Origin of the sequence: Streptomyces sp. NPDC087215 (assembly GCF_044744885.1) — a bacterium.
Classification (GTDB): domain Bacteria; phylum Actinomycetota; class Actinomycetes; order Streptomycetales; family Streptomycetaceae; genus Streptomyces.
The window spans coordinates 843,161-861,919 of sequence record NZ_JBIUZD010000001.1 but is presented as its reverse complement, the minus strand read 5'-3'; the positions used below and the strand labels follow the sequence as shown (position 1 = coordinate 861,919).

Annotated in this window: 15 protein-coding genes; 3 read left to right on the top strand and 12 right to left on the bottom strand. The window is 71.0% G+C overall.

Going from position 1 to position 18,759, the window contains the following annotated elements; genetic code table 11:
* Positions 1-34: 34 nt before the first annotated feature.
* The 9 genes from pssA to ACIO92_RS03620 all read right to left on the bottom strand — a co-directional run bounded on the left by pssA (position 35) and on the right by ACIO92_RS03620 (position 11,017).
* Positions 35-901: a CDP-diacylglycerol--serine O-phosphatidyltransferase gene (gene pssA, locus ACIO92_RS03660; RefSeq protein WP_366442934.1), complete on the bottom strand. Its 867-nt coding sequence runs from the start codon at positions 899-901 to the stop codon at positions 35-37.
* A complete protein-coding gene (locus ACIO92_RS03655; protein WP_366442782.1) occupies positions 894-1,550 on the bottom strand; it encodes a phosphatidylserine decarboxylase in 657 nt (218 codons plus the stop codon). The genes pssA and ACIO92_RS03655 overlap by 8 nt, the downstream gene beginning before the upstream one ends.
* Positions 1,551-1,719: 169 nt before the next feature.
* The gene (locus ACIO92_RS03650; RefSeq protein ID WP_366442783.1) at positions 1,720-2,925 is read right to left on the bottom strand and encodes an acyl-CoA dehydrogenase family protein; all 1,206 of its coding nucleotides are present in this window, start codon (positions 2,923-2,925) and stop codon (positions 1,720-1,722) included.
* A gap of 2 nt (positions 2,926-2,927) precedes the next feature.
* Positions 2,928-3,461 (bottom strand): MaoC family dehydratase, encoded by a 534-nt coding sequence (locus ACIO92_RS03645; RefSeq protein ID WP_366442784.1) that lies wholly within the window; start codon positions 3,459-3,461, stop codon positions 2,928-2,930.
* Positions 3,462-3,465: 4 nt separating this feature from the next.
* Positions 3,466-4,440: an HpcH/HpaI aldolase/citrate lyase family protein gene (locus ACIO92_RS03640; protein ID WP_401237465.1), complete on the bottom strand. Its 975-nt coding sequence runs from the start codon at positions 4,438-4,440 to the stop codon at positions 3,466-3,468.
* Entirely contained in the window at positions 4,437-6,497 is a 2,061-nt protein-coding gene (locus tag ACIO92_RS03635) for a protein meaA (RefSeq protein ID WP_366442786.1), read from the bottom strand. Before ACIO92_RS03635 ends, ACIO92_RS03640 begins: the two co-directional genes overlap by 4 nt.
* A gap of 14 nt (positions 6,498-6,511) precedes the next feature.
* Positions 6,512-7,849, bottom strand: coding sequence for a crotonyl-CoA carboxylase/reductase (ccrA, locus tag ACIO92_RS03630; RefSeq protein ID WP_366442787.1), 1,338 nt, complete (start codon positions 7,847-7,849; stop codon positions 6,512-6,514).
* A gap of 410 nt (positions 7,850-8,259) precedes the next feature.
* Positions 8,260-9,120 carry a TetR family transcriptional regulator gene (locus ACIO92_RS03625; protein ID WP_402058508.1) on the bottom strand — a complete coding sequence of 287 codons (861 nt, stop codon included), beginning with the start codon at positions 9,118-9,120 and terminating at the stop codon, positions 8,260-8,262.
* Between the two features lie 115 nt (positions 9,121-9,235).
* A complete protein-coding gene (locus ACIO92_RS03620; protein ID WP_402280970.1) occupies positions 9,236-11,017 on the bottom strand; it encodes a 3-hydroxyacyl-CoA dehydrogenase family protein in 1,782 nt (593 codons plus the stop codon).
* 309 nt (positions 11,018-11,326) lie between these two features.
* On the opposite strand from ACIO92_RS03620, the gene ACIO92_RS03615 reads away from it, so the two are divergent.
* The gene (locus ACIO92_RS03615; protein WP_402058509.1) at positions 11,327-11,929 is read left to right on the top strand and encodes a HEAT repeat domain-containing protein; all 603 of its coding nucleotides are present in this window, start codon (positions 11,327-11,329) and stop codon (positions 11,927-11,929) included.
* A gap of 75 nt (positions 11,930-12,004) precedes the next feature.
* Here the strand turns inward: ACIO92_RS03615 and ACIO92_RS03610 are convergent, their stop codons facing one another.
* From ACIO92_RS03610 to ACIO92_RS03600, 3 genes are all read right to left on the bottom strand, one after another.
* Positions 12,005-12,403 (bottom strand): RidA family protein, encoded by a 399-nt coding sequence (locus tag ACIO92_RS03610; protein ID WP_366442791.1) that lies wholly within the window; start codon positions 12,401-12,403, stop codon positions 12,005-12,007.
* 168 nt (positions 12,404-12,571) lie between these two features.
* Complete coding sequence (locus tag ACIO92_RS03605; protein ID WP_402280973.1) at positions 12,572-14,266, bottom strand: alpha/beta hydrolase; 1,695 nt, start codon at positions 14,264-14,266, stop codon at positions 12,572-12,574.
* An 82-nt stretch (positions 14,267-14,348) separates the two neighbouring features.
* Positions 14,349-15,380 (bottom strand): Rv2578c family radical SAM protein, encoded by a 1,032-nt coding sequence (locus tag ACIO92_RS03600; protein ID WP_366442793.1) that lies wholly within the window; start codon positions 15,378-15,380, stop codon positions 14,349-14,351.
* Positions 15,381-15,549: 169 nt separating this feature from the next.
* On the opposite strand from ACIO92_RS03600, the gene ACIO92_RS03595 reads away from it, so the two are divergent.
* Positions 15,550-15,993 (top strand): SRPBCC family protein, encoded by a 444-nt coding sequence (locus ACIO92_RS03595; protein WP_366442794.1) that lies wholly within the window; start codon positions 15,550-15,552, stop codon positions 15,991-15,993.
* A gap of 322 nt (positions 15,994-16,315) precedes the next feature.
* Positions 16,316-18,757 carry an MFS transporter gene (locus ACIO92_RS03590; RefSeq protein WP_402280975.1) on the top strand — a complete coding sequence of 814 codons (2,442 nt, stop codon included), beginning with the start codon at positions 16,316-16,318 and terminating at the stop codon, positions 18,755-18,757.
* Positions 18,758-18,759 lie beyond the last annotated feature (2 nt).

Genomic DNA, 18,759 nt, shown 5'->3' with positions numbered 1-18,759 from the left:
ATCGCCTCCGGGGCCCTTCTTCGTACGTCGTGCGCTACGGCAGCTGCGCCGCCCGCGCCTCCCGGTTCTCGCGCCGGTTGCCACGGAAGGTGTTCACCCGCCGGGCGGTCGCGAAGAGGGGGATCACGGCGCCCATCACGACCTGGAGCGCGCAGCCCGCCTGGAGCAGGAACGCGCCGCCCGGGGCGTCGAACGCCCACGCCGCCAGCATTCCCATGGCGCCGACGATCCAGCTGAGCATCGCCACGGCGAGAACGCCCCGGGGCTTGGGGTACTCGACCCGGCTCACCATCAGCCACGCGACACCGATGATCGCGAGCAGCGTCGGGATGAACGGCAGCTCCAGGAGCACGATCGAGACGACCGTCAGGGCGCCGAAGGGGCTCGGCATCCCCTGGAACATGCCGTCCTTCATCGTCACGCAGGAGAATCTGGCCAGTCGCAGCACCACCGCGAGCAGCACCACGATCGCGGCCACCGCCGAGACCTTCTGCTGGGCGTCGTCCGCGACCATTCCGTACACGAGGACGAAGTAGGCCGGGGCGAGCCCGAAGCTGATCAGGTCCGACAGGTTGTCGAGCTCGGCGCCCATCGGGGAGGAGCGCAGCTTGCGCGCCACGATCCCGTCGAAGAGGTCGAAGATCGCCGCGGCGAGCATCAGGATCACGGCGGTGGCGGCGCTGTTGCGCGCCATGCCGGTCTCCGCGCTGCCCGTCAGGTGCGGGATGAGGATGCCGGTGGTGGTGAAGTACACCGCCATGAAGCCACACGTGGCGTTACCGAGCGTGAGGGCGTCCGCTATGGACAGCCTCAGCGACAACGGCATCTCCTCGTTGTCCTCGGCCGACTCGTCGTCGCTCCCTGCGACCCAGTCGGCGGCCCGTGTGTCGGGATCAATCACGGTCAATGCGAGTCACCCCCGCTGTGGTGGCCTGGCCGACCTCGACGGCGACCTCGACACCCTCGGGGAGGTAGATGTCGACGCGCGAGCCGAAGCGGATCAGGCCGATACGGTCACCCTGCTCGACCTTCGTCCCCTGGGGGACGTACGGCACGATGCGACGGGCGACGGCGCCCGCGATCTGGACCATCTCGATGTCACCGAGCTCGGTGTCGAAGTGCCAGACGACGCGCTCGTTGTTCTCGCTCTCCTTGTTGAACGCCGGGACGAAACCGCCGGGAACGTGCTCCACGGACGTCACCGTGCCGGCCAGCGGCGCGCGGTTGACGTGGACGTTCAGCGGGCTCATGAAGATGGCGACCCGGGTGCGCCCGTCCTTCCACGGCATGATGCTCTGCACCACGCCGTCGGCGGGGGAGATGACCCGGCCCTGAGCGATCTCTCGCTCGGGGTCGCGGAAGAACCACAACATGCCGGCCGCGAGCGCGGTGACCGGCACGGCGACGGCCGCGGCACGCTTCGACTTGCGGGCGCGCACGAGGCTGAGCGCCGCGGTGGCGACGGTCGGCAGAAGCCACGGCGATGCTCCGCGCGCGAGGCGTACGCCGGTGAGGCTGTCGCGGTGTGCAGAGGTTTGGCTGTGGGGCATGGATGACCTTCGTAGCGGATGATGCCGCACTGGCAACGGGGGACGGCGGCTTTCCCTCGATGCTATCGGTTGCGGGGCGCAACTGGGTAAGCCAGGAACCGAGTCGGCGGCCGGAAGGCGAACACAGGGTGTGATCTTCTTCGCGGCCGAACCGACTCAAAACCGACAATCAACCCTGGAAGCGGTACTCCTCGAGCAGTCGACGACCAATGATCATTTTCTGGATCTCGGCGGTACCTTCACCGATGAGCAGCATCGGCGCCTCCCGGTAGAGACGCTCGATCTCGTACTCCTTCGAGAATCCGTAGCCACCGTGGATGCGGAAGGCGTCCTCGACGACCTCCTTGCAGTACTCGGAGGCGAGGTACTTCGCCATCCCCGCTTCGAGGTCGTTTCGTTCCCCGGAGTCCTTTTTGCGTGCTGCATTCACCATCATCGCATGGGCGGCCTCGACCTTGGTAGCCATTTCGGCGAGCTTGAACTGAATCGCCTGGTGTTGGGCGATCGGCTTGCCGAAAGTATGACGTTGCTGGGCATAGGAGACGCCGAGTTCGAAAGCACGCTGAGCGACACCACAGCCACGGGCCGCCACGTTCACGCGACCCACCTCCACGCCGTCCATCATTTGGTAAAATCCTCGGCCCGTGACCCCGCCGAGGACCCGATTGGCCGGAATGCGCAGTCCGTCCATGATGAGCTCGGTCGTGTCGACGCCCTTGTAGCCCATCTTGTCGATCTTGCCGGGGACGGTGAGGCCCGGACGGACCTCGCCGAAGCCGGGCTCCTTCTCGACGAGGAAGGTCGTCATCGACCTGTGGGGGGCGGTGCCCTCCGGGTGTCCTTCGTCACTCCGGACGAGAACGGCCACCAGCGACGAGGTGCCACCGTTCGTCAGCCACATCTTCTGGCCGTTCAGGACGTACTCCTCGCCGTCCCGCACCGCCTTCGACGTGATCGCCGACACGTCCGAGCCGAGGCCCGGCTCCGACATCGAGAACGCGCCGCGCGTCTCGCCCGCCGCCATCCTCGGCAGGAAGTACTCCTTCTGCTCCGCCGTGCCGTGCTGCTTCAGCATGTACGCCACGATGAAGTGCGTGTTGATGATGCCGGAGACCGACATCCAGCCCCGGGCGATCTCCTCCACGCACAGCGCGTAGGTGAGCAGCGACTCGCCCAGACCTCCGTACTCCTCGGGGATCATCAGACCGAACAGACCGAGCTCCCTGAGCCCGTCGACGATCTGCTGCGGGTACTCGTCGCGGTGCTCCAGCTCCGTCGCGACCGGGATGATCTCCTTGTCGACGAAGTCCCGGACGGTCCTCAGGATCTCCCGCTGGACGTCCGTGAGCCCGGCGGTCTGGGCGAGTCGGGCCATGACTACTTCTCCGTCTTCTCTGTCTTCCGGGCGGGCTCGACGAGCTCGGGGCGGCCGGGCTGTTCCCCGCCGCGCTCCTTGACGTACGTCTCGGTGGGGACCATCACCTTGCGGCGGAAGACGCACACGAGGGTGCCGTCCTGCTTGTACCCCTTGGTCTCGACGTGGACGACGCCGCGGTCGCTCTTCGACCTCGACGGGGTCTTGCCGAGGACGGTCGTCTCGCCGTAGATCGTGTCGCCGTGGAAGGTCGGGGCCACGTGCCGCAGCGACTCGACCTCCAGGTTGGCGATGGCCTTGCCGGAGACGTCCGGCACGGACATGCCGAGCAGCAGCGAGTAGACGTAGTTGCCGACGACGACGTTCTTCCCGAAGTCCGTCGTGTTCCCGGCGTAGTGCGCGTCCAGGTGCAGCGGGTGGTGGTTCATCGTCAGCAGGCAGAACAGGTGGTCGTCGTACTCGGTGACCGTCTTCCCGGGCCAGTGCTTGTAGACGGCGCCGATCTCGAACTCTTCGTAGGTGCGGCCGAACTGCATGGGATCAGGCCTCCGGGATCTCGAACGCGCCGGTGCGCTCCATGCCCGCGGCACGGCCCTTGCCCGCGATGACCAGGGCCATCTTGCGCGATGCCTCGTCGATCATCTCGTCGCCGAGCATCGCGGAACCCTTCCTGCCGCCCGCCTCGGAGGTGTGGTAGTCGTACGCGTCGAGGATCAGTTCGGCGTGGTCGTAGTCCTCCTGCGAGGGCGAGAAGATCTCGTTCGCGGCGGCGACCTGGTCCGGGTGGAGCACCCACTTGCCGTCGAAGCCCAGGGCGGCGGCCCGCCGCGCGACCGCGCGGTACCCCTCCTGGTTGCGGATCTGCAGGTAGGGCCCGTCGATCGCCTGGAGGTTGTTGGCACGGGCGGCCATCAGGATGCTCATCAGGATGTGGTGGTAGGCGTCCGCCGGGTAGCCGGGCGGCTGCTCGCCGACGACCAGCGACTTCATGTTGATGGAGGCCATGAAGTCGGCCGGGCCGAAGATGATCGTCTCCACGCGCTGGGAGGCCCGCGCGATCGCGTTGACGTTGGTGAGGCCCTGGGCGTTCTCGATCTGAGCCTCGATGCCGATCTTGCCGACCTCGAAGCCCATGGTCTTCTCGATCTGGGTCAGCAGGAGGTCGAGCGCCACGATCTGCTGGGCGTCCTGCACCTTCGGCAGCATGATGCAGTCGAGGTTCTGGCCGGCGCCCTCGACGACCGTGACGACGTCCCGGTACGTCCAGTGGGTCGTCCAGTCGTTCACCCGGACCACCCGGGTCTTGCCGGTCCAGTCGCCCTCGTTGAGGAACTTCACGATGGTGTGCCGGGCCTCGGGCTTGGCCAGCGGGGCGCAGGCGTCCTCCAGGTCCAGGAAGACCTGGTCGGCGGCGAGGCCCTGGGCCTTCTCCAGGAACCGGGGGTTGGAGCCGGGGACCGCCAGGCAGGAGCGGCGCGGGCGGAGCCGGTTCACGGGGGAAGCGGGGCTGGTCATGCGAGGACCTCCGTACTTTCAAGGGGGCTGAGCTTGTTCGCTTTCCGGATCTCGTCGACGATACGGCCGATGATCTCCGTGATGCCGAAGTCCTTCGGGGTGAAGACGGCGGCCACGCCCGCCCGCTTCAGTTCGGCGGCGTCGGCGTTCGGGATGATCCCGCCGACGATGACCGGCACCTCGGCCGCGCCCGCCTCGCGGAGCCTGCCGAGGACGTCCGGGACCAGTTCGGTGTGCGAACCGGAGAGGATCGAGAGGCCCACGCAGTGCACGTCCTCGGCGAGGGCCGCGCTCACGATCTGCTCGGGGGTCAGCCGGATGCCCTGGTAGACCACTTCGAAACCGGCGTCCCGGGCGCGCACGGCGATCTGCTCGGCGCCGTTGGAGTGCCCGTCGAGACCGGGCTTGCCGACGAGCAGCCGCAGCCGCCCGCAGCCGAGCTCCTCGGCGGTCCGCGCCACCTTCTCACGGACCTCGGCCATCGGAGTGCCCGCCTCCGCCGTCACCGCGACCGGGGCGGAGGAGACACCGGTGGGCGCCCGGTACTCGCCGAACACCTCGCGCAGGGCCCCGGCCCACTCGCCGGTCGTGACACCGGCGCGGGCGCACTCCAGGGTGGCCTCCATCAGGTTGTCCGTGCCCCGGGCGGTCTCCTTGAGCAGTTCCAGGGCCTGCTGGGTGGTGGGGAAGACGAACGGGTCGCCGTTGCCCTGCCGGTCGGTGGACTCCTGCCGCTCGGCGCGCCAGCGGCCGACGGCGTCGACCACCCGGGCCTCGACCGCCGGGTCGACCGTCATGATGGCGGTGTCCAGGTCGGCGGTGAGCGGGTTCTCCTCGGTCGACCGGAAGATGTTCACACCGATGATCTTCTCGTCGCCGGCCTCGATGCGGGCGCGCCGCTCGGCGTGCGAGGAGACGAGCCGCGACTTGAGGTAGCCGGACTCGACGGCGGCCATGGCGCCGCCCATCTCCTGGATCCGGTCGATCTCGGCCAGGCACTCCCCGACGAGCGAGTCGACCTTGGCCTCGACGACATGGGAACCGGCGAAGATGTCCTCGTACTCCAGGAGGTCGGACTCATGGGCCAGGACCTGCTGGATGCGCAGCGACCACTGCTGGTCCCAGGGCCGGGGCAGGCCGAGCGCCTCGTTCCAGGCGGGCAGCTGCACGGCCCGCGCGCGGGCGTCCTTGGAGAGGGTGACGGCCAGCATCTCCAGGACGATCCGCTGGACGTTGTTCTCCGGCTGGGCCTCGGTCAGGCCGAGCGAGTTGACCTGGACGCCGTAGCGGAACCGGCGCTGCTTGGCGTTCTCGATCCCGTACCGCTCGCGGGTGATCCGGTCCCAGATGCGTCCGAAGGCGCGCATCTTGCACATCTCCTCGATGAAGCGGACGCCCGCGTTCACGAAGAAGGAGATGCGGGCGACGACCTCGCCGAAGCGGTCCTCGGGGACCTGGCCGGAGTCGCGGACCGCGTCGAGCACGGCGATCGCGGTGGACATCGCGTACGAGATCTCCTGGACCGGGGTGGCTCCGGCCTCCTGCAGGTGGTAGCTGCAGATGTTGATCGGGTTCCACTTGGGCATGTGGCCGACGGTGTACGCGATCATGTCGGTGGTGAGGCGGAGCGAGGGGCCGGGCGGGAAGACGTGCGTCCCGCGCGACAGGTACTCCTTCACGATGTCGTTCTGGGTGGTGCCCTGGAGCAGGGCGGCGTCCGCGCCCTGCTCCTCGGCGACCACCTGGTAGAGCGCCAGGAGCCACATCGCCGTGGCGTTGATGGTCATCGAGGTGTTCATCTGTTCCAGCGGGATGTCCTGGAACAGCCGTCGCATGTCACCGAGGTGCGAGACGGGGACGCCGACCCGGCCGACCTCGCCCCGGGCGAGGACGTGATCGGGGTCGTACCCGGTCTGCGTGGGCAGGTCGAAGGCGACCGAGAGACCGGTCTGCCCCTTGGCGAGGTTGCGCCGGTACAGCTCGTTGGACGCCTCGGCGGTCGAGTGACCGGCGTACGTCCGCATGAGCCACGGCCGGTCTTTCTGACGCTCAGTCATCTGTTGTCCCGGGCTCAGACGTTGCGGAATCGGTTGATGGCGTCGAGGTGCTGGGCGCGCTTCTCGGCGTCGCGGACGCCGAGGCCCTCCTCGGGGGCGAGGGCGAGGACGCCGACCTTGCCCTGGTGCGCGTTGCGGTGCACGTCGTGGGCGGCCTGGCCGGTCTCCTCCAGCGGGTAGACCTTGGACAGGGTGGGGTGGATCTTGCCCTTGGCGATCAGGCGGTTGGCCTCCCACGCCTCGCGGTAGTTGGCGAAGTGCGAGCCGATGATCCGCTTGAGGGACATCCACAGGTAGCGGTTGTCGTACTCGTGCATGTACCCGGAGGTGGAGGCGCAGGTGGTGATGGTGCCGCCCTTGCGGGTGACGTACACGGAGGCGCCGAAGGTCTCGCGGCCCGGGTGCTCGAAGACGATGTCGATGTCCTCGCCGCCGGTGAACTCGCGGATCTTCGAGCCGAAGCGCTTCCACTCCCTGGGGTCCTGGGTCCGCTCGTCCTTCCAGAACCGGTAGCCCTCGGCGTTGCGGTCGATGACCGCGTCGGCGCCCATGGACCGGCAGATGGCGGCCTTCTCGGGGGAGGAGACGACACAGATCGGGTTGGCGCCGCCGGCCAGGGCGAACTGGGTGGCGTACGAGCCGAGTCCGCCGCTGGCGCCCCAGATCAGGACGTTGTCGCCCTGCTTCATCCCGGCGCCGTTGCGGGAGACGAGCTGGCGGTACGCGGTGGAGTTGACGAGGCCGGGGGCCGCCGCCTCCTCCCAGCTCAGGTGGTCGGGCTTCGGCATCAGCTGGTTGGACTTGACGAGCGCGATCTCGGCCAGGCCGCCGAAGTTGGTCTCGAAGCCCCAGATGCGCTGCTCGGGGTCGAGCATCGTGTCGTTGTGGCCGTCGGAGGACTCCAGCTCGACGGAGAGGCAGTGCGCGACGACCTCGTCGCCGGGCCGCCAGGCGTTGACGCCGGGGCCGGTGCGCAGCACGACGCCCGCGAGGTCGGAGCCGATGACGTGGTACGGCAGGTCGTGGCGCCTGGTGAGCTCGGAGAGCCTGCCGTACCGCTCCAGGAAGGCGAAGGTCGACAGCGGCTCGAAGATCGAGGTCCACACCGAGTTGTAGTTGACCGAGCTGGCCATGACGGCGACGAGCGCCTCGCCGGGGCCCAGCTCCGGCAGCGGCACCCGGTCCAGGTGGAGCGACTTGCGCGGGTCCTTGTCGCGGGTGGCGAGCCCGGCGAACATCTCCGCCTCGTCCTTGTGGACGGTGACGGCGCGGTACGACTCGGGCAGCGGGATGTTCGCGAAGTCGTCGGACGTGGCGTCCTGCGACTGGATCGCGGCCAGGATTTCCTTCACGGGTTGCCTCCGGCGATGGGCGTCCGGGAGGGGGACGCCTGAGGGGTACGACGGGGAGTCTGCTGCTGTGGAGGTGTGCCGTCGGTTCGGCTCGGTGGTGCGGGTGGCGCGGCGCCTGTGGGCGCGGGGTTGCCTGTGACGCAGGCGTCCGGGCGCACGGGCGCGATGGCTCGTGGGGACAGTCGGCGCGCGGGGTGTTCTCCGTGCTCCGGCCGCCCGGACAACATCAACGTATGGCACGCCGTGTCACCTGACAAGGCACTGCGTGCCAAGGATTTCTCTCAGATGAAATAATCTGCCCACAGATGAGCGATGATCGATCGAATGGCCCCTTCGACCCGCTCCGACCTGCGCAAACACAAAACGGGCCGCACCCCGGTCGGGGTGCGGCCCACGGTGTGGCGAGGGGTTCAGGCGCTGCCGAGCGCCTGCTGGATGGTCCGCATGACCTCGTCGAGCGGCGCGTCCGTACGGGCCACCGCGACCACCACGTCACCGGCTGCGGACGCCCGGACCGCCGCGGCGGCCCCGGTCCGCGGCGGGAGGCCGACCGGGCTCGCGGACGCGGCGGCGGGCGACGGGGCGGGGCCCGGACGGCCCGCGCCCATGCCCGTCCCGAAGGTGTCACGGACGATCGCGAAGGCGTGGTCCAGCTGGGTCTCCACATCGCCCTCGCCGCCCGCCCGCAGCCAGCGCCGTAGCACATGGTTGTGGGCCGTGACGACCGCCGACGCGGCCACCTCGGCGAGCAGCGGATCGTCGTTGCCGTCGTGGTGGTCCCGCTCGTCGAAGTGCGCGAGGAGATAGCGGGTGAACAGGCGCTCGTAGCGGGCCACCGAGGCGATCTCCCGCTCCCGCAGCGTCGGCACCTCGCGGGTGAGCCGGTAGCGCGCCACCGAGACGGAGGGGGACCCCGCGTACATCTTCATGACTTCCTTGATGCCCCGGCACACCGTGTCCAGCGGGTGCTCGTGCGGCGGGGCCGCGTTCAGGACCGCCTCCGCCCGCACCAGAGTGTCGTCGTGGTCCGGGAAGATCGCCTCTTCCTTGGAGCGGAAGTGGCGGAAGAACGTACGCCGGGCGACCCCGGCGGTGGCCGCGATCTCGTCGACCGTCGTCGCCTCGTACCCCTTGGTCGCGAAGAGCTCCATGGCGGCCGTGGCCAGTTCCCGGCGCATCTTGAGCCGCTGCGCGGCGGCGCGGGTCCCCGCCGCGCTCTCCGGAGCGTCGGACGAGGAGGTGGCACGGGGTGTCTTCGCGGCCTTGGGCATGGTCCGAACGTACTGCATCGGAGGGGGAGTGTGCCCAGGTGGGGGCGGCCGTACCCCCAGGGCACCGAGGGTGCCCGGAGGGCTCAGCAGACCGCCCCAGCCGGAGTCTCCCGGCTCAGCGCCTGGCATATTCGCGGAAGCCGCGCCCCGTCTTGCGGCCCAGGCAGCCCGCGGCCACCAGATGTTCGAGGAGGGGTGCGGGCGCCAGGCCCGGGTCGCGGAACTCGCGGTGCAGGACCTGCTCGATCGCCAGCGACACATCGAGGCCGACCACGTCGAGCAGTTCGAACGGCCCCATCGGGTAGCCGCCGCCCAGCCGCATCGCCGCGTCGATGTCGTCCAGCGTCGCGTAATGGTCCTGGACCATCTTGATCGCGTTGTTCAGGTACGGGAAGAGCAGCGCGTTCACGATGAAACCGGCCCGGTCGCCGCAGTCCACCGGGTGCTTGCGGATCTTCTCCGTCACCGCGCGGACGGTGGCGTGCGCCTCGTCGCCGGTCAGCACCGTACGGACGATCTCGACCAGCTTCATCGCGGGGGCCGGGTTGAAGAAGTGCATCCCGATGACGTCCTGCGGACGGGTGGTCGCACGGGCGCAGGCCACCACCGGCAGGGAGGACGTCGTCGTGGCGAGCACCGCGCCCGGCTTGCAGATCTTGTCCAGCCTGCCGAACAGCTCCTGCTTGACCGCCAGGTCCTCGGCGACCGCCTCGACCGCCAGATCCACCTCGGCGAAGGCCTCCAGGGTCCCCGCCGGGGTGATCAGGGCGAGCGTCGTGTCCCGTGCCTCGCCCGTCATCCGGCCCCGGTCGACCGAACGGGCCAGCGACTTCGCGATCCGCGCCTTGGCCGTGTCCGCCTTCTCCTGGGAACGCGCGGCCAGCACCACCGCGTACCCCGCCTTGGCGAAGACCTCCGCGATGCCTGAGGCCATCGTGCCCGAACCGGCGACGCCGACCGAGCGGACCGCCCGCCCGGTGCCCGCCCCGGCCGTGCCGAGCGGGGTCAGCGCGTCCCGAACGACCTCGCCGGAGCCCGGCGCCGCGTACGTGTAGAAGCCGCGGCCCGACTTGCGGCCGGTCAGCCCCGCCTCGCTGAGCTGCTTGAGGACCGGGGCGGGGGCGTGCAGCCGGTCGTGCGAGTCGGCGTACATGGCTTCCAGGACCGTACGCGCGGTGTCCACCCCGATCAGGTCGAGCAGCGCGAGCGGCCCCATCGGCAGACCGCAGCCCAGCCGCATCGCCGCGTCGATGTCCTCACGGGAGGCGTACTTCGCCTCGTACATGGCGGCCGCCTGGTTCAGATAGCCGAAGAGCAGTCCGTCCGCGATGAATCCGGCCCGGTCGCCGACCGCCACCGGCTCCTTCCCCAGATCGAGGGCGAGCCGCGTGACGGACTCCACGGCCTTCGGGTCGGTCAGCACCGAGGACACCACCTCGACCAGCTTCATCGCCTGGACCGGGGTGAAGAAGTGCAGGCCGAGGACCCGCTCGGGGTGCGCCGAGTCGGCGGCCAGCCGGGTGACGGACAGCGCGTTGGTGCCCGTCGCCAGGACCGTGTCGGGCCGCACGATGCCGTCCAGGGCCCGGAAGACCTCCTGCTTCGCCTCGTACGACTCCGGCACGACCTCGATCACGAGGTCCGCGTCGGCCGCCGCCCGGAGGTCGGAGAAGGTACGGAACCGGGCGAGCGCGTCCCGCCGCTCCTCCTCGGTGATCCGCCCGCGCGCCACGGCACGGGCGGTGGAGTTCTCCAGGGCCGCGACGGCGCGGGCGGCGGCGGTGTCGCTGACGTCGATGCCGACGACCTCGCGGCCGGCCCGGACGAGGACGTCCGCGATGCCGGTGCCCATGGTGCCGAGGCCGACGACGGCGATGGTGGGAAGGGGGATGTCCATCAGGGGACTCCTGGGAGGAAGAGTGACGACTGAGGGCGGTGCGCGCGCGAGGAGGGGAACAGCGCGGAAGAGAACGAGGACGTCCCCCGGAGAACCAGGAGGAGGGCCTGGAGAGAAGGAGCGACGGACCCTGTCCCGGAGCCACGTCGAAACCGCCGAACCGACGAACGCCACGACGGCTGCGTCACCAGGCCGTCGTGGAAAGCGCGGAGGGTGCCCCGCTCACTTGAGGCTAACCGGCGGGTAACGGGCGCGCCAGTCCCGGAAGTCGGAGAAAATGTGATCTGGATCGCGGATAGTGTCGGATTCATGGACAGCGCGGAGGATCCCGAATTCTGCTCGATGATCGATCGATTGCGGGACGAGATCGAAAACGCCGGGGAAACGCTTCCCGGCGCATTCACGGAACTCGCCGGGACCACCGATCCCGAGGAACTCCACCGGACGCTCACCGCGCCCGGACGCCCGCTCTGGGCCCGTGAGATCGCCGCCTGCCGTCTCGGACTCCTCGGCGACGCCCGCGCCTTCGAGGCACTCGTGCTCCTCCTCAACCACCGCGACCCCGAGCGCTGCGTCACCGCGGCCCACGCGCTGATCCGGCTCGGCGACCCGCGCACCGCCCGCGCGGCGGCGGCCCTCGCCACCAACGAACTCCGCGCCGCCTACGCCCTGCTGCCGGTCCGGCTGCTCGCCGAACTCCGGGCCCCCGAGTCCGTCCCCGCGCTCGTCACCGTCCTCGGACGGCGTCTCTCCCCGGAGGACCCGCACTGGCGGGTCGGCCTCGCCTGCGTCGAGGGCCTGGGCGCCCTCGGCGACCCCCGGGCCCGCCCCGCCCTGGAAGCGGCGCTGCCGCACCCGAGGCTCGGCGCGGCGGCGGGACGCTCCCTCGACCGGCTGGACGCCACCGGCTGAGGACCGGTCCACCGGGCGGGGGCGCGCCTAGGCCGTGGGGCCCGTCCGTCCGCTTCGGAGAAGTCCGGCCGGGTGCTACGGAACCAGCGCGAACGCCTCGATCTCCACCAGCAGTTCGGGGCGGACCAGCGCCGCGACCTGGACCGCCGAGCTGGCGGGCAGCGGCGTCCCGGCGAAGTACGCGTCCCTGGCCTCCCGCACGGCGGGCAGATGGGCCACGTCCGTGACGAAGTAGGTCAGCTTCACCACGTCCCCGAAACCGGCGCCCGCCGCGGCCAGACACCGCTCCAGGTTCGCGAAGACCTGACGCGCCTGCGCCACCGCGTCGCCCTCCCCGACCACCGCGCCCGACGCGTCGAACGCGCACTGGCCGGATATCGCGACGAAACGCCCGGTCCCCCAGACGACATGGCTGTACTGCGGGCTGGCGGCGAGGCCGTCGGGAGCGGGCACATGGGTGAGGTGGCTCGTCATGCGCCCATCCTCGCGCACACCACCGACAACCCCCTCACCTCCGGGGCGCACACCACTGACGACGCCCGCACCTCCGGGGTACGGGCCGCCGACACGCCCGTACCTCCCGGGGTGCGGGCCGCGTCCCTCCGGAGGTGCGGGCGTCGTCGTCGGCGGGGGAGGGGCGGGTCAGCGCACCTGGCCGAGGAGCTCGTGCAGAGTGGTCCCGGCCGACTCCACGAGCCCGGTCACGGCCTCCGGGGCGGACGCACCGGCCGTCTCCGGGCGCTCCGGGACGGCCCCGGCGGACCTGGTCGAAGGCTGCGCGGACTCCTTCGCGGGCCCCTTCGCCGCCGGGGGCGCCACCGGCTGCGGCTCCGGTTCCGGCAGCGCCGCGCAGACCGCGTCCACCTCGCCGTCGTCCTCGGCGCGCGGGACCCTCCCGTCGGCGAGATAGGCCGCCAGATGCCCGTCCAGGCACGCGTTCCCGCCGAGGGTCACCCCGTGGTTCTCACCGCCCTCCTCGACGACGAGGCTGGAGCCGCGCAGCAGCCGGTGCAGGGCGACCCCGCCCTCGTACGGCGTCGCCGCGTCGTCCGTGGCCTGGAGGACGAGGACCGGCGGGATCTGGTCGTTGCCGACGTCCGGCGGGGTCAGCGACGGCACCGGCCAGAACGCGCACGGCGCGTTGTACCAGGCGTTGTTCCAGGTGGAGAAGGGGGCCTTGGCGTACGTGTCCCAGGTGTCCTTGCGCCAGACGTTCCAGTCCCGGGGCCAGCCCGCGTCCCGGCACTGCACGGCGGTGTAGACCGAGTAGCCGTTGTCGGAGGCCGCGTCGGCCTCCCCGTACCGCTCGTACGCCTCCTTCAGCGGCACCGCGTCCCCGTCGTTGACGTACGCGGCGAACGCCCGCGCGAGGCGGGGCCAGTAGCCGTTGTTGTACCCGCCCGGCAGGAAGGTGTCCTCCAGCTCGCCCGGTCCGACCTTCCCGCCCGCCGGGGCGTCGCCCAGGGCGTCGCGCATCCGGTACCAGGCCGCCTCGACCGCCGCCGGGTCGGTGCCGAGCCGGTACGTGGAGTCGTGCCGGGCGATCCACGCCATGAACGTCTTGTGGCGCGCGTCGAAGGCGAAGTCCTGCGCGAGGTTGTCCTCGTACCAGACGCCGTGCGGGTTCACGACGGAGTCCAGCGCCATGCGCCGCACCCGGTCCGGGTGGAGCCGGGCGTACACGGCGCCCAGATAGGTGCCGTACGAGTACCCGAGGTAGTTGATCCTCGGCGCGCCCAGTGCCCGGCGGATGACGTCCATGTCCTTCGCCGCGCTCACCGTGTCGATGTACGGAAGCACGTCCGCGTACTTCTCGCCGCAGGCCTTCGCGAAGGAGCGGGCCCGCTCGATCTGGACCCGCTCGGCCTCGGCGCCGCGCGGCACGGAGGCCGGGCGGACCGGTGCGAAGTGACCGGGCTCGCAGTCGAGCGCGGGCTCGCTCCTGCCGACCCCGCGCGGGTCGAAGCCGATCACGTCGTACTCCGCCGCCACCTTCGGCGGCAGGGCCGCCGCCACATGACCGGCCAGCGCCCGCCCGCTGCCGCCGGGGCCGCCGGGGTTCACGAGCAGCGGCCCCTGGAAGGTCTTCGCGGTGTGCGGGACCCGGGTGAGGGCGAGCGTGATCGTCCGGCCCGCCGGGTCGTCGTGGTCGAGGGGCGCCCTGAGGGTGGCGCACTGGAGCTTCGGATACGCCTTGGTGGCGCAGTCCGTCCAGGTGAGCGGGGGGAGCGGCCGGGGAGCCGGCTCGGCGGCGCCCGCCGGGACGGCGGGCAGGACGGTGACCGTCCCGGCGACCAGCGCTCCCGCGGCGATCAGCATTCCTGCGCGTGGGGTCATAGGGCGTCCGTGCCCCGAACGGACCGGGACAGGACCCGCCGGAGCCAGAGTTGACCCGAACGGAGGGGGATCCGACGGCGTGTCAGAGGAGTGTGAGCTGTTCGGGCGCCGCCGCCGACTCCGGCTCCTCCGGTACGGGGATCCGGCGGGCCGCTCCCCGGTGTGCGGGCCCGATCCCGAACTCGGCCGCCAGTTCGTGCACCTGACGGGTGATCCGGCGCTGGTACCAGGTCGGCGCGTAGGCCCCGTCCGCGTACATCCGCTCGTACCGTCCCACCAGACCGGGGTGGTGCTCCCGAAGCCACTGTGCGAACCACTCGCGGGCGCCGGGGCGCAGGTGCAGAACCAGCGGGGTGACCGAGCTCGCCCCGGCCTCGGCGACGGCGCGGACGGTGGCGCGCAGCTGTTCGGGCCGGTCGCCGAGGAAGGGGACGACGGGTGCCATCAGGACCCCGCAGTCGATGCCGTGCGCGCTGAGCGTCCGGACGACGTCGAGCCGGGCCTGCGGCGAGGGGGTGCCCGGTTCGATCGTGCGCCACAGCTCCCGGTCGGTGAAGCCGACGGAGACGGAGATGCCGACCTCGGTGACCCGGGCCGCCTCGGTGAGCAGTTCCAGGTCGCGGAGGATCAGCGTGCCCTTGGTGAGCACGGAGAACGGGTTGGCGCGGTCGCGCAGCGCCGTGAGGATGCCGGGCATCAGCCGGTACCGGCCCTCGGCGCGCTGGTAGCAGTCCACGTTGGTGCCCATCGCGATGTGCGCCCCGTGCCAGCGGGCGGAGGCGAGCTGGCGGGCGAGCACCTCGGGCGCGTTGACCTTGACGACGATCTGGGTGTCGAAGCCGATCCCGGTGTCGAGGTCGAGGTAGCCGTGGGTCTTGCGGGCGAAGCAGTACACACACGCGTGCGTGCAGCCCCGGTACGGGTTGACCGTCCATTCGAACGGCATCCGGGAGGCGCCGGGCACCCGGTTGAGGATCGAGCGGGCCCGCACCTCGTGGAAGGTGATGCCCCGGAACTCGGGCGTGTCGAAGGTTCTGGTGGTGACCGCGTCCACGCCGAACAGGGCGGTGTCGGCGGGAGCGGCGGGGTCGTCGCCCAGATGGTCCCAGCGCATGGACGCCTCCTCGGTGGTTCTTCCTCGGTTCCGCCACGGGTTCGGCTCGACCGTTCGGCCAGAATAGAACACTTGTTCCCATGATCGCCTCAACCCGGATTTCGCGCCCCGGAGCGGGCGTGGTTCGCTAGGCCCGCACCCCCGAGGAACCACAAGCTGGAGGAAGTCAATGGCGCAGGTCGAGGCCACCACCGAACGGATCGTCGCGGCGGACGCGGAGACGGTGTTCGACGCGCTGGCCGACTACAGCGGCACGCGCGCGAAGCTGCTCCCCGAGCACTTCAGCGAGTACGAGGTGCGCGAGGGCGGCGACGGCGAGGGCACCCTCGTCCACTGGAAGCTCCAGGCCACCAGCAAGCGCGTCCGCGACTGCCTCCTGGAGGTCACCCAGCCCACCGACGGGCAGCTGGTCGAGAAGGACCGGAACTCCTCCATGGTCACCACCTGGACCGTCACCCCCGCCGGTGAGGGCGCGTCGCGCGTCGTCGTCAGCACCGTCTGGAACGGCGCGGGCGGTGTCGGAGGCTTCTTCGAGCGCACCTTCGCGCCCAAGGGCCTCGGCCGGATCTACGACGCCGTCCTCGGGAAGCTGGCCGCCGAAGTCGAGAAGTGACCTGCCGGGACGGAGAGGTAACGCCCCGGGACGGAGAAGTAACGCCCCGGGCGTTCACTGATTCGAGTGGATCGTCCGCGCCCCCCGTACCGGTGCTCCGTGCGCCGGGGGCGCGGACCCTCGCGTAAACGCGCTGATGAGCGCGCCAAGTGCGCCGTTGGACACGGCCGTTCGGGGCCGGAGCGCCACCGGACCCCCACCCCCGTCGACTTGCTCCCCCTTCGCGGCCGATGCGAAGAATGGCGCGGCGCGCACGCCGTCCTGACGCGGCGCGGCCGCCGTCGCACGGCGGCGCGGACGCCGTCACGAGGGGAGCAGGTACATGGGTGCGATCGCCATGGTGAAGGACGTCCCGGGCACGGAACCGCCCGTCACCGGCGGTCCGCCCGCCGGCCTCGCCCCACCGCCCGACCCGGGTCCGGTCCCGCTCGACCCCCGCCGCGTCCGGCTCGTCTTCTGCGGCCTCATGCTCGCGCTGCTCCTTGCCGCGCTCGAACAGATGATCGTCGCCACTGCCCTGCCGAAGATCGTCGGCGAACTCCAGGGCCTGGACCGGATGTCCTGGGCGATCACCGCCTACCTCCTGACCTCCACCATCGGCCTGCCCGTCTACGGCAAGCTCGGCGACCTCCTCGGCCGCAAGGGCGTCTTCCTCTTCGCCATCGTCGTCTTCGTCATCGGCTCAGGTCTCGCGGGCTGGTCCCGCAGCATGGACGAGCTCATCGCCTTCCGGGCCGTCCAGGGCATCGGCGCGGGCGGCCTCATGATCGGCGTCCAGGCGATCATCGCCGACATCGTGCCCGCCAGGGAACGCGGCCGGTACATGGGCCTCATCGGAGCCGCCTTCGGTCTCGCCTCCGTCGCCGGACCCCTGCTCGGCGGCTTCTTCACCGACCACGTCTCCTGGCGCTGGTGCTTCTACTTCAACGTGCCCTTCGGGCTCGTCACCCTCGCCGTCGTCGCCGTCGTCCTCAAACTCCCCAAGCCCGCCGCACGGGCCCGCTTCGACGTGCTCGGCGCCCTGCTCCTGGCCGTCGCCTCCACCTGTCTGGTCCTGCTCACCAGCTGGGGCGGCACCGAGTACGCCTGGGGCTCCCGGGTCGTCATCGGCCTCGCCTGCGGAGCCGCCGGAGCCGCCCTGCTCTTCCTGGTCGTCGAGCACTTCGCGCCGGAACCGCTGATCCCGCTCAGGCTGTTCCGCGACTCCGTCTTCACCGTCACCGCGCTCGTCGGCGCCGTCATCGGCATCGCGCTCTTCGGCGCCGCCAGCTACCTGCCGAGCTTCCTCCAGATGGTCGAGGGCGCCAGCGCGACCGAGTCCGGCCTGCTGATGCTGCCGCTCATGGGCGGCATCGTCGTCTCCTCCGTCGTCTCCGGCCAGCTCGTCAGCCGTACCGGCCGCTACCGGATCCACCCCGTGGTCGGCGGAGCCGTCTCCGTCCTCGGCATGTGGCTGCTGTCCCGCATGGACGTCGGCACCCCGCGCCTGGAGTACAGCCTGTCCCAGGCCGTCCTCGGACTCGGCATCGGCCTCGTCATGCCGGTGCTCGTCCTCGCCGTGCAGAACTCGGTACGTCCCACCGACCTCGGCACCGCCACCAGCGCCCACACCTACTTCCGGCAGATCGGCGGCAGCGTCGGCGCCGCCGTCTTCGGCACCCTCTTCGCCTCCCGGCTCGACGACGCCCTCGGCGACCGCCTCGCCGGACTCGGCTCGGGCGGCGCCACCCTGCCGCCCGCCGAGTCGATCACCCCGCAGACGGTGCACACCCTGCCGCCCGCCCTCCGCGACGCCTACGTCCAGGCGTACGCCGACGCGATGCCGCGCATCTTCCTCTACCTCGTGCCGGTCCTCGTGGTCGGCCTCGTCCTCGCCTTCTTCCTCAAGGAGAAACCGCTGGTGTCCCACCACAGCCCCACCACCGAGGCCACCGGAGCCGACGCCCCCGGGACCACCCGGGCCGTCCCGCACGCCCGGCACGCCGCCCCCGCCGCCCCCCTGACCTCGGGACTACCCGTCTGCGGCACCGTCCAGCACCACGACGGCAGCCGTGTCCCCCGGGCCGCCCTCACCCTCATCGACGTGCAGGGCCGCCAGGTCGGCCGCGGCGCCAGCGGCGAGGACGGGCGGTACGCGCTGAGCGTGCCCGGCAGCGGCGCGTACGTCCTCATCGCGGCGGCGGGCGGACACCAGCCGCAGGCCGTCTCGGTCACCGTCGGCGAACGCCCGGTCGAACTCGACGTGGTCCTCGGCGGCGCCGGACGCCTCGCGGGCAGCGTCGTCACCGCCGACGGAACGCCCGTCCGGGACGCCGCCGTCACCCTCACCGACGTACGCGGCGAGGTCGTCGCCTCCACCCGCAGCGGACGCGAGGGCGGCTACGTCATCACCGAACTCGTCGCGGGCGAGTACACCCTCGCCGCCAGCGCCCCCGCCTTCCGGCCCGCCGCGCTCCCGGTGAGCGTCCAGGCCTCCCGCGAGACCCGCCAGGACATCGAGCTCGCGGGCGGCGCCGTGCTGCGCGGCACCGTCCGCGCCGGAGGCGGGCGCCCGGTCGAGGACGCCCGGGTCACCCTGCTCGACGCGGCGGGGAACGTCGTCGACACCCTCACCACCGGCGCCGACGGAACCTTCCGGTTCGTGGACCTGTCCTCCGGCGAGTACACCGTCATCGCCGCCGGATACCCGCCCGTCGCCACCGTCCTCCAGATGGCCGGCGGCGGACGCACCGAACGCGACCTCCAGCTCGGCCACCAGGACTGAGC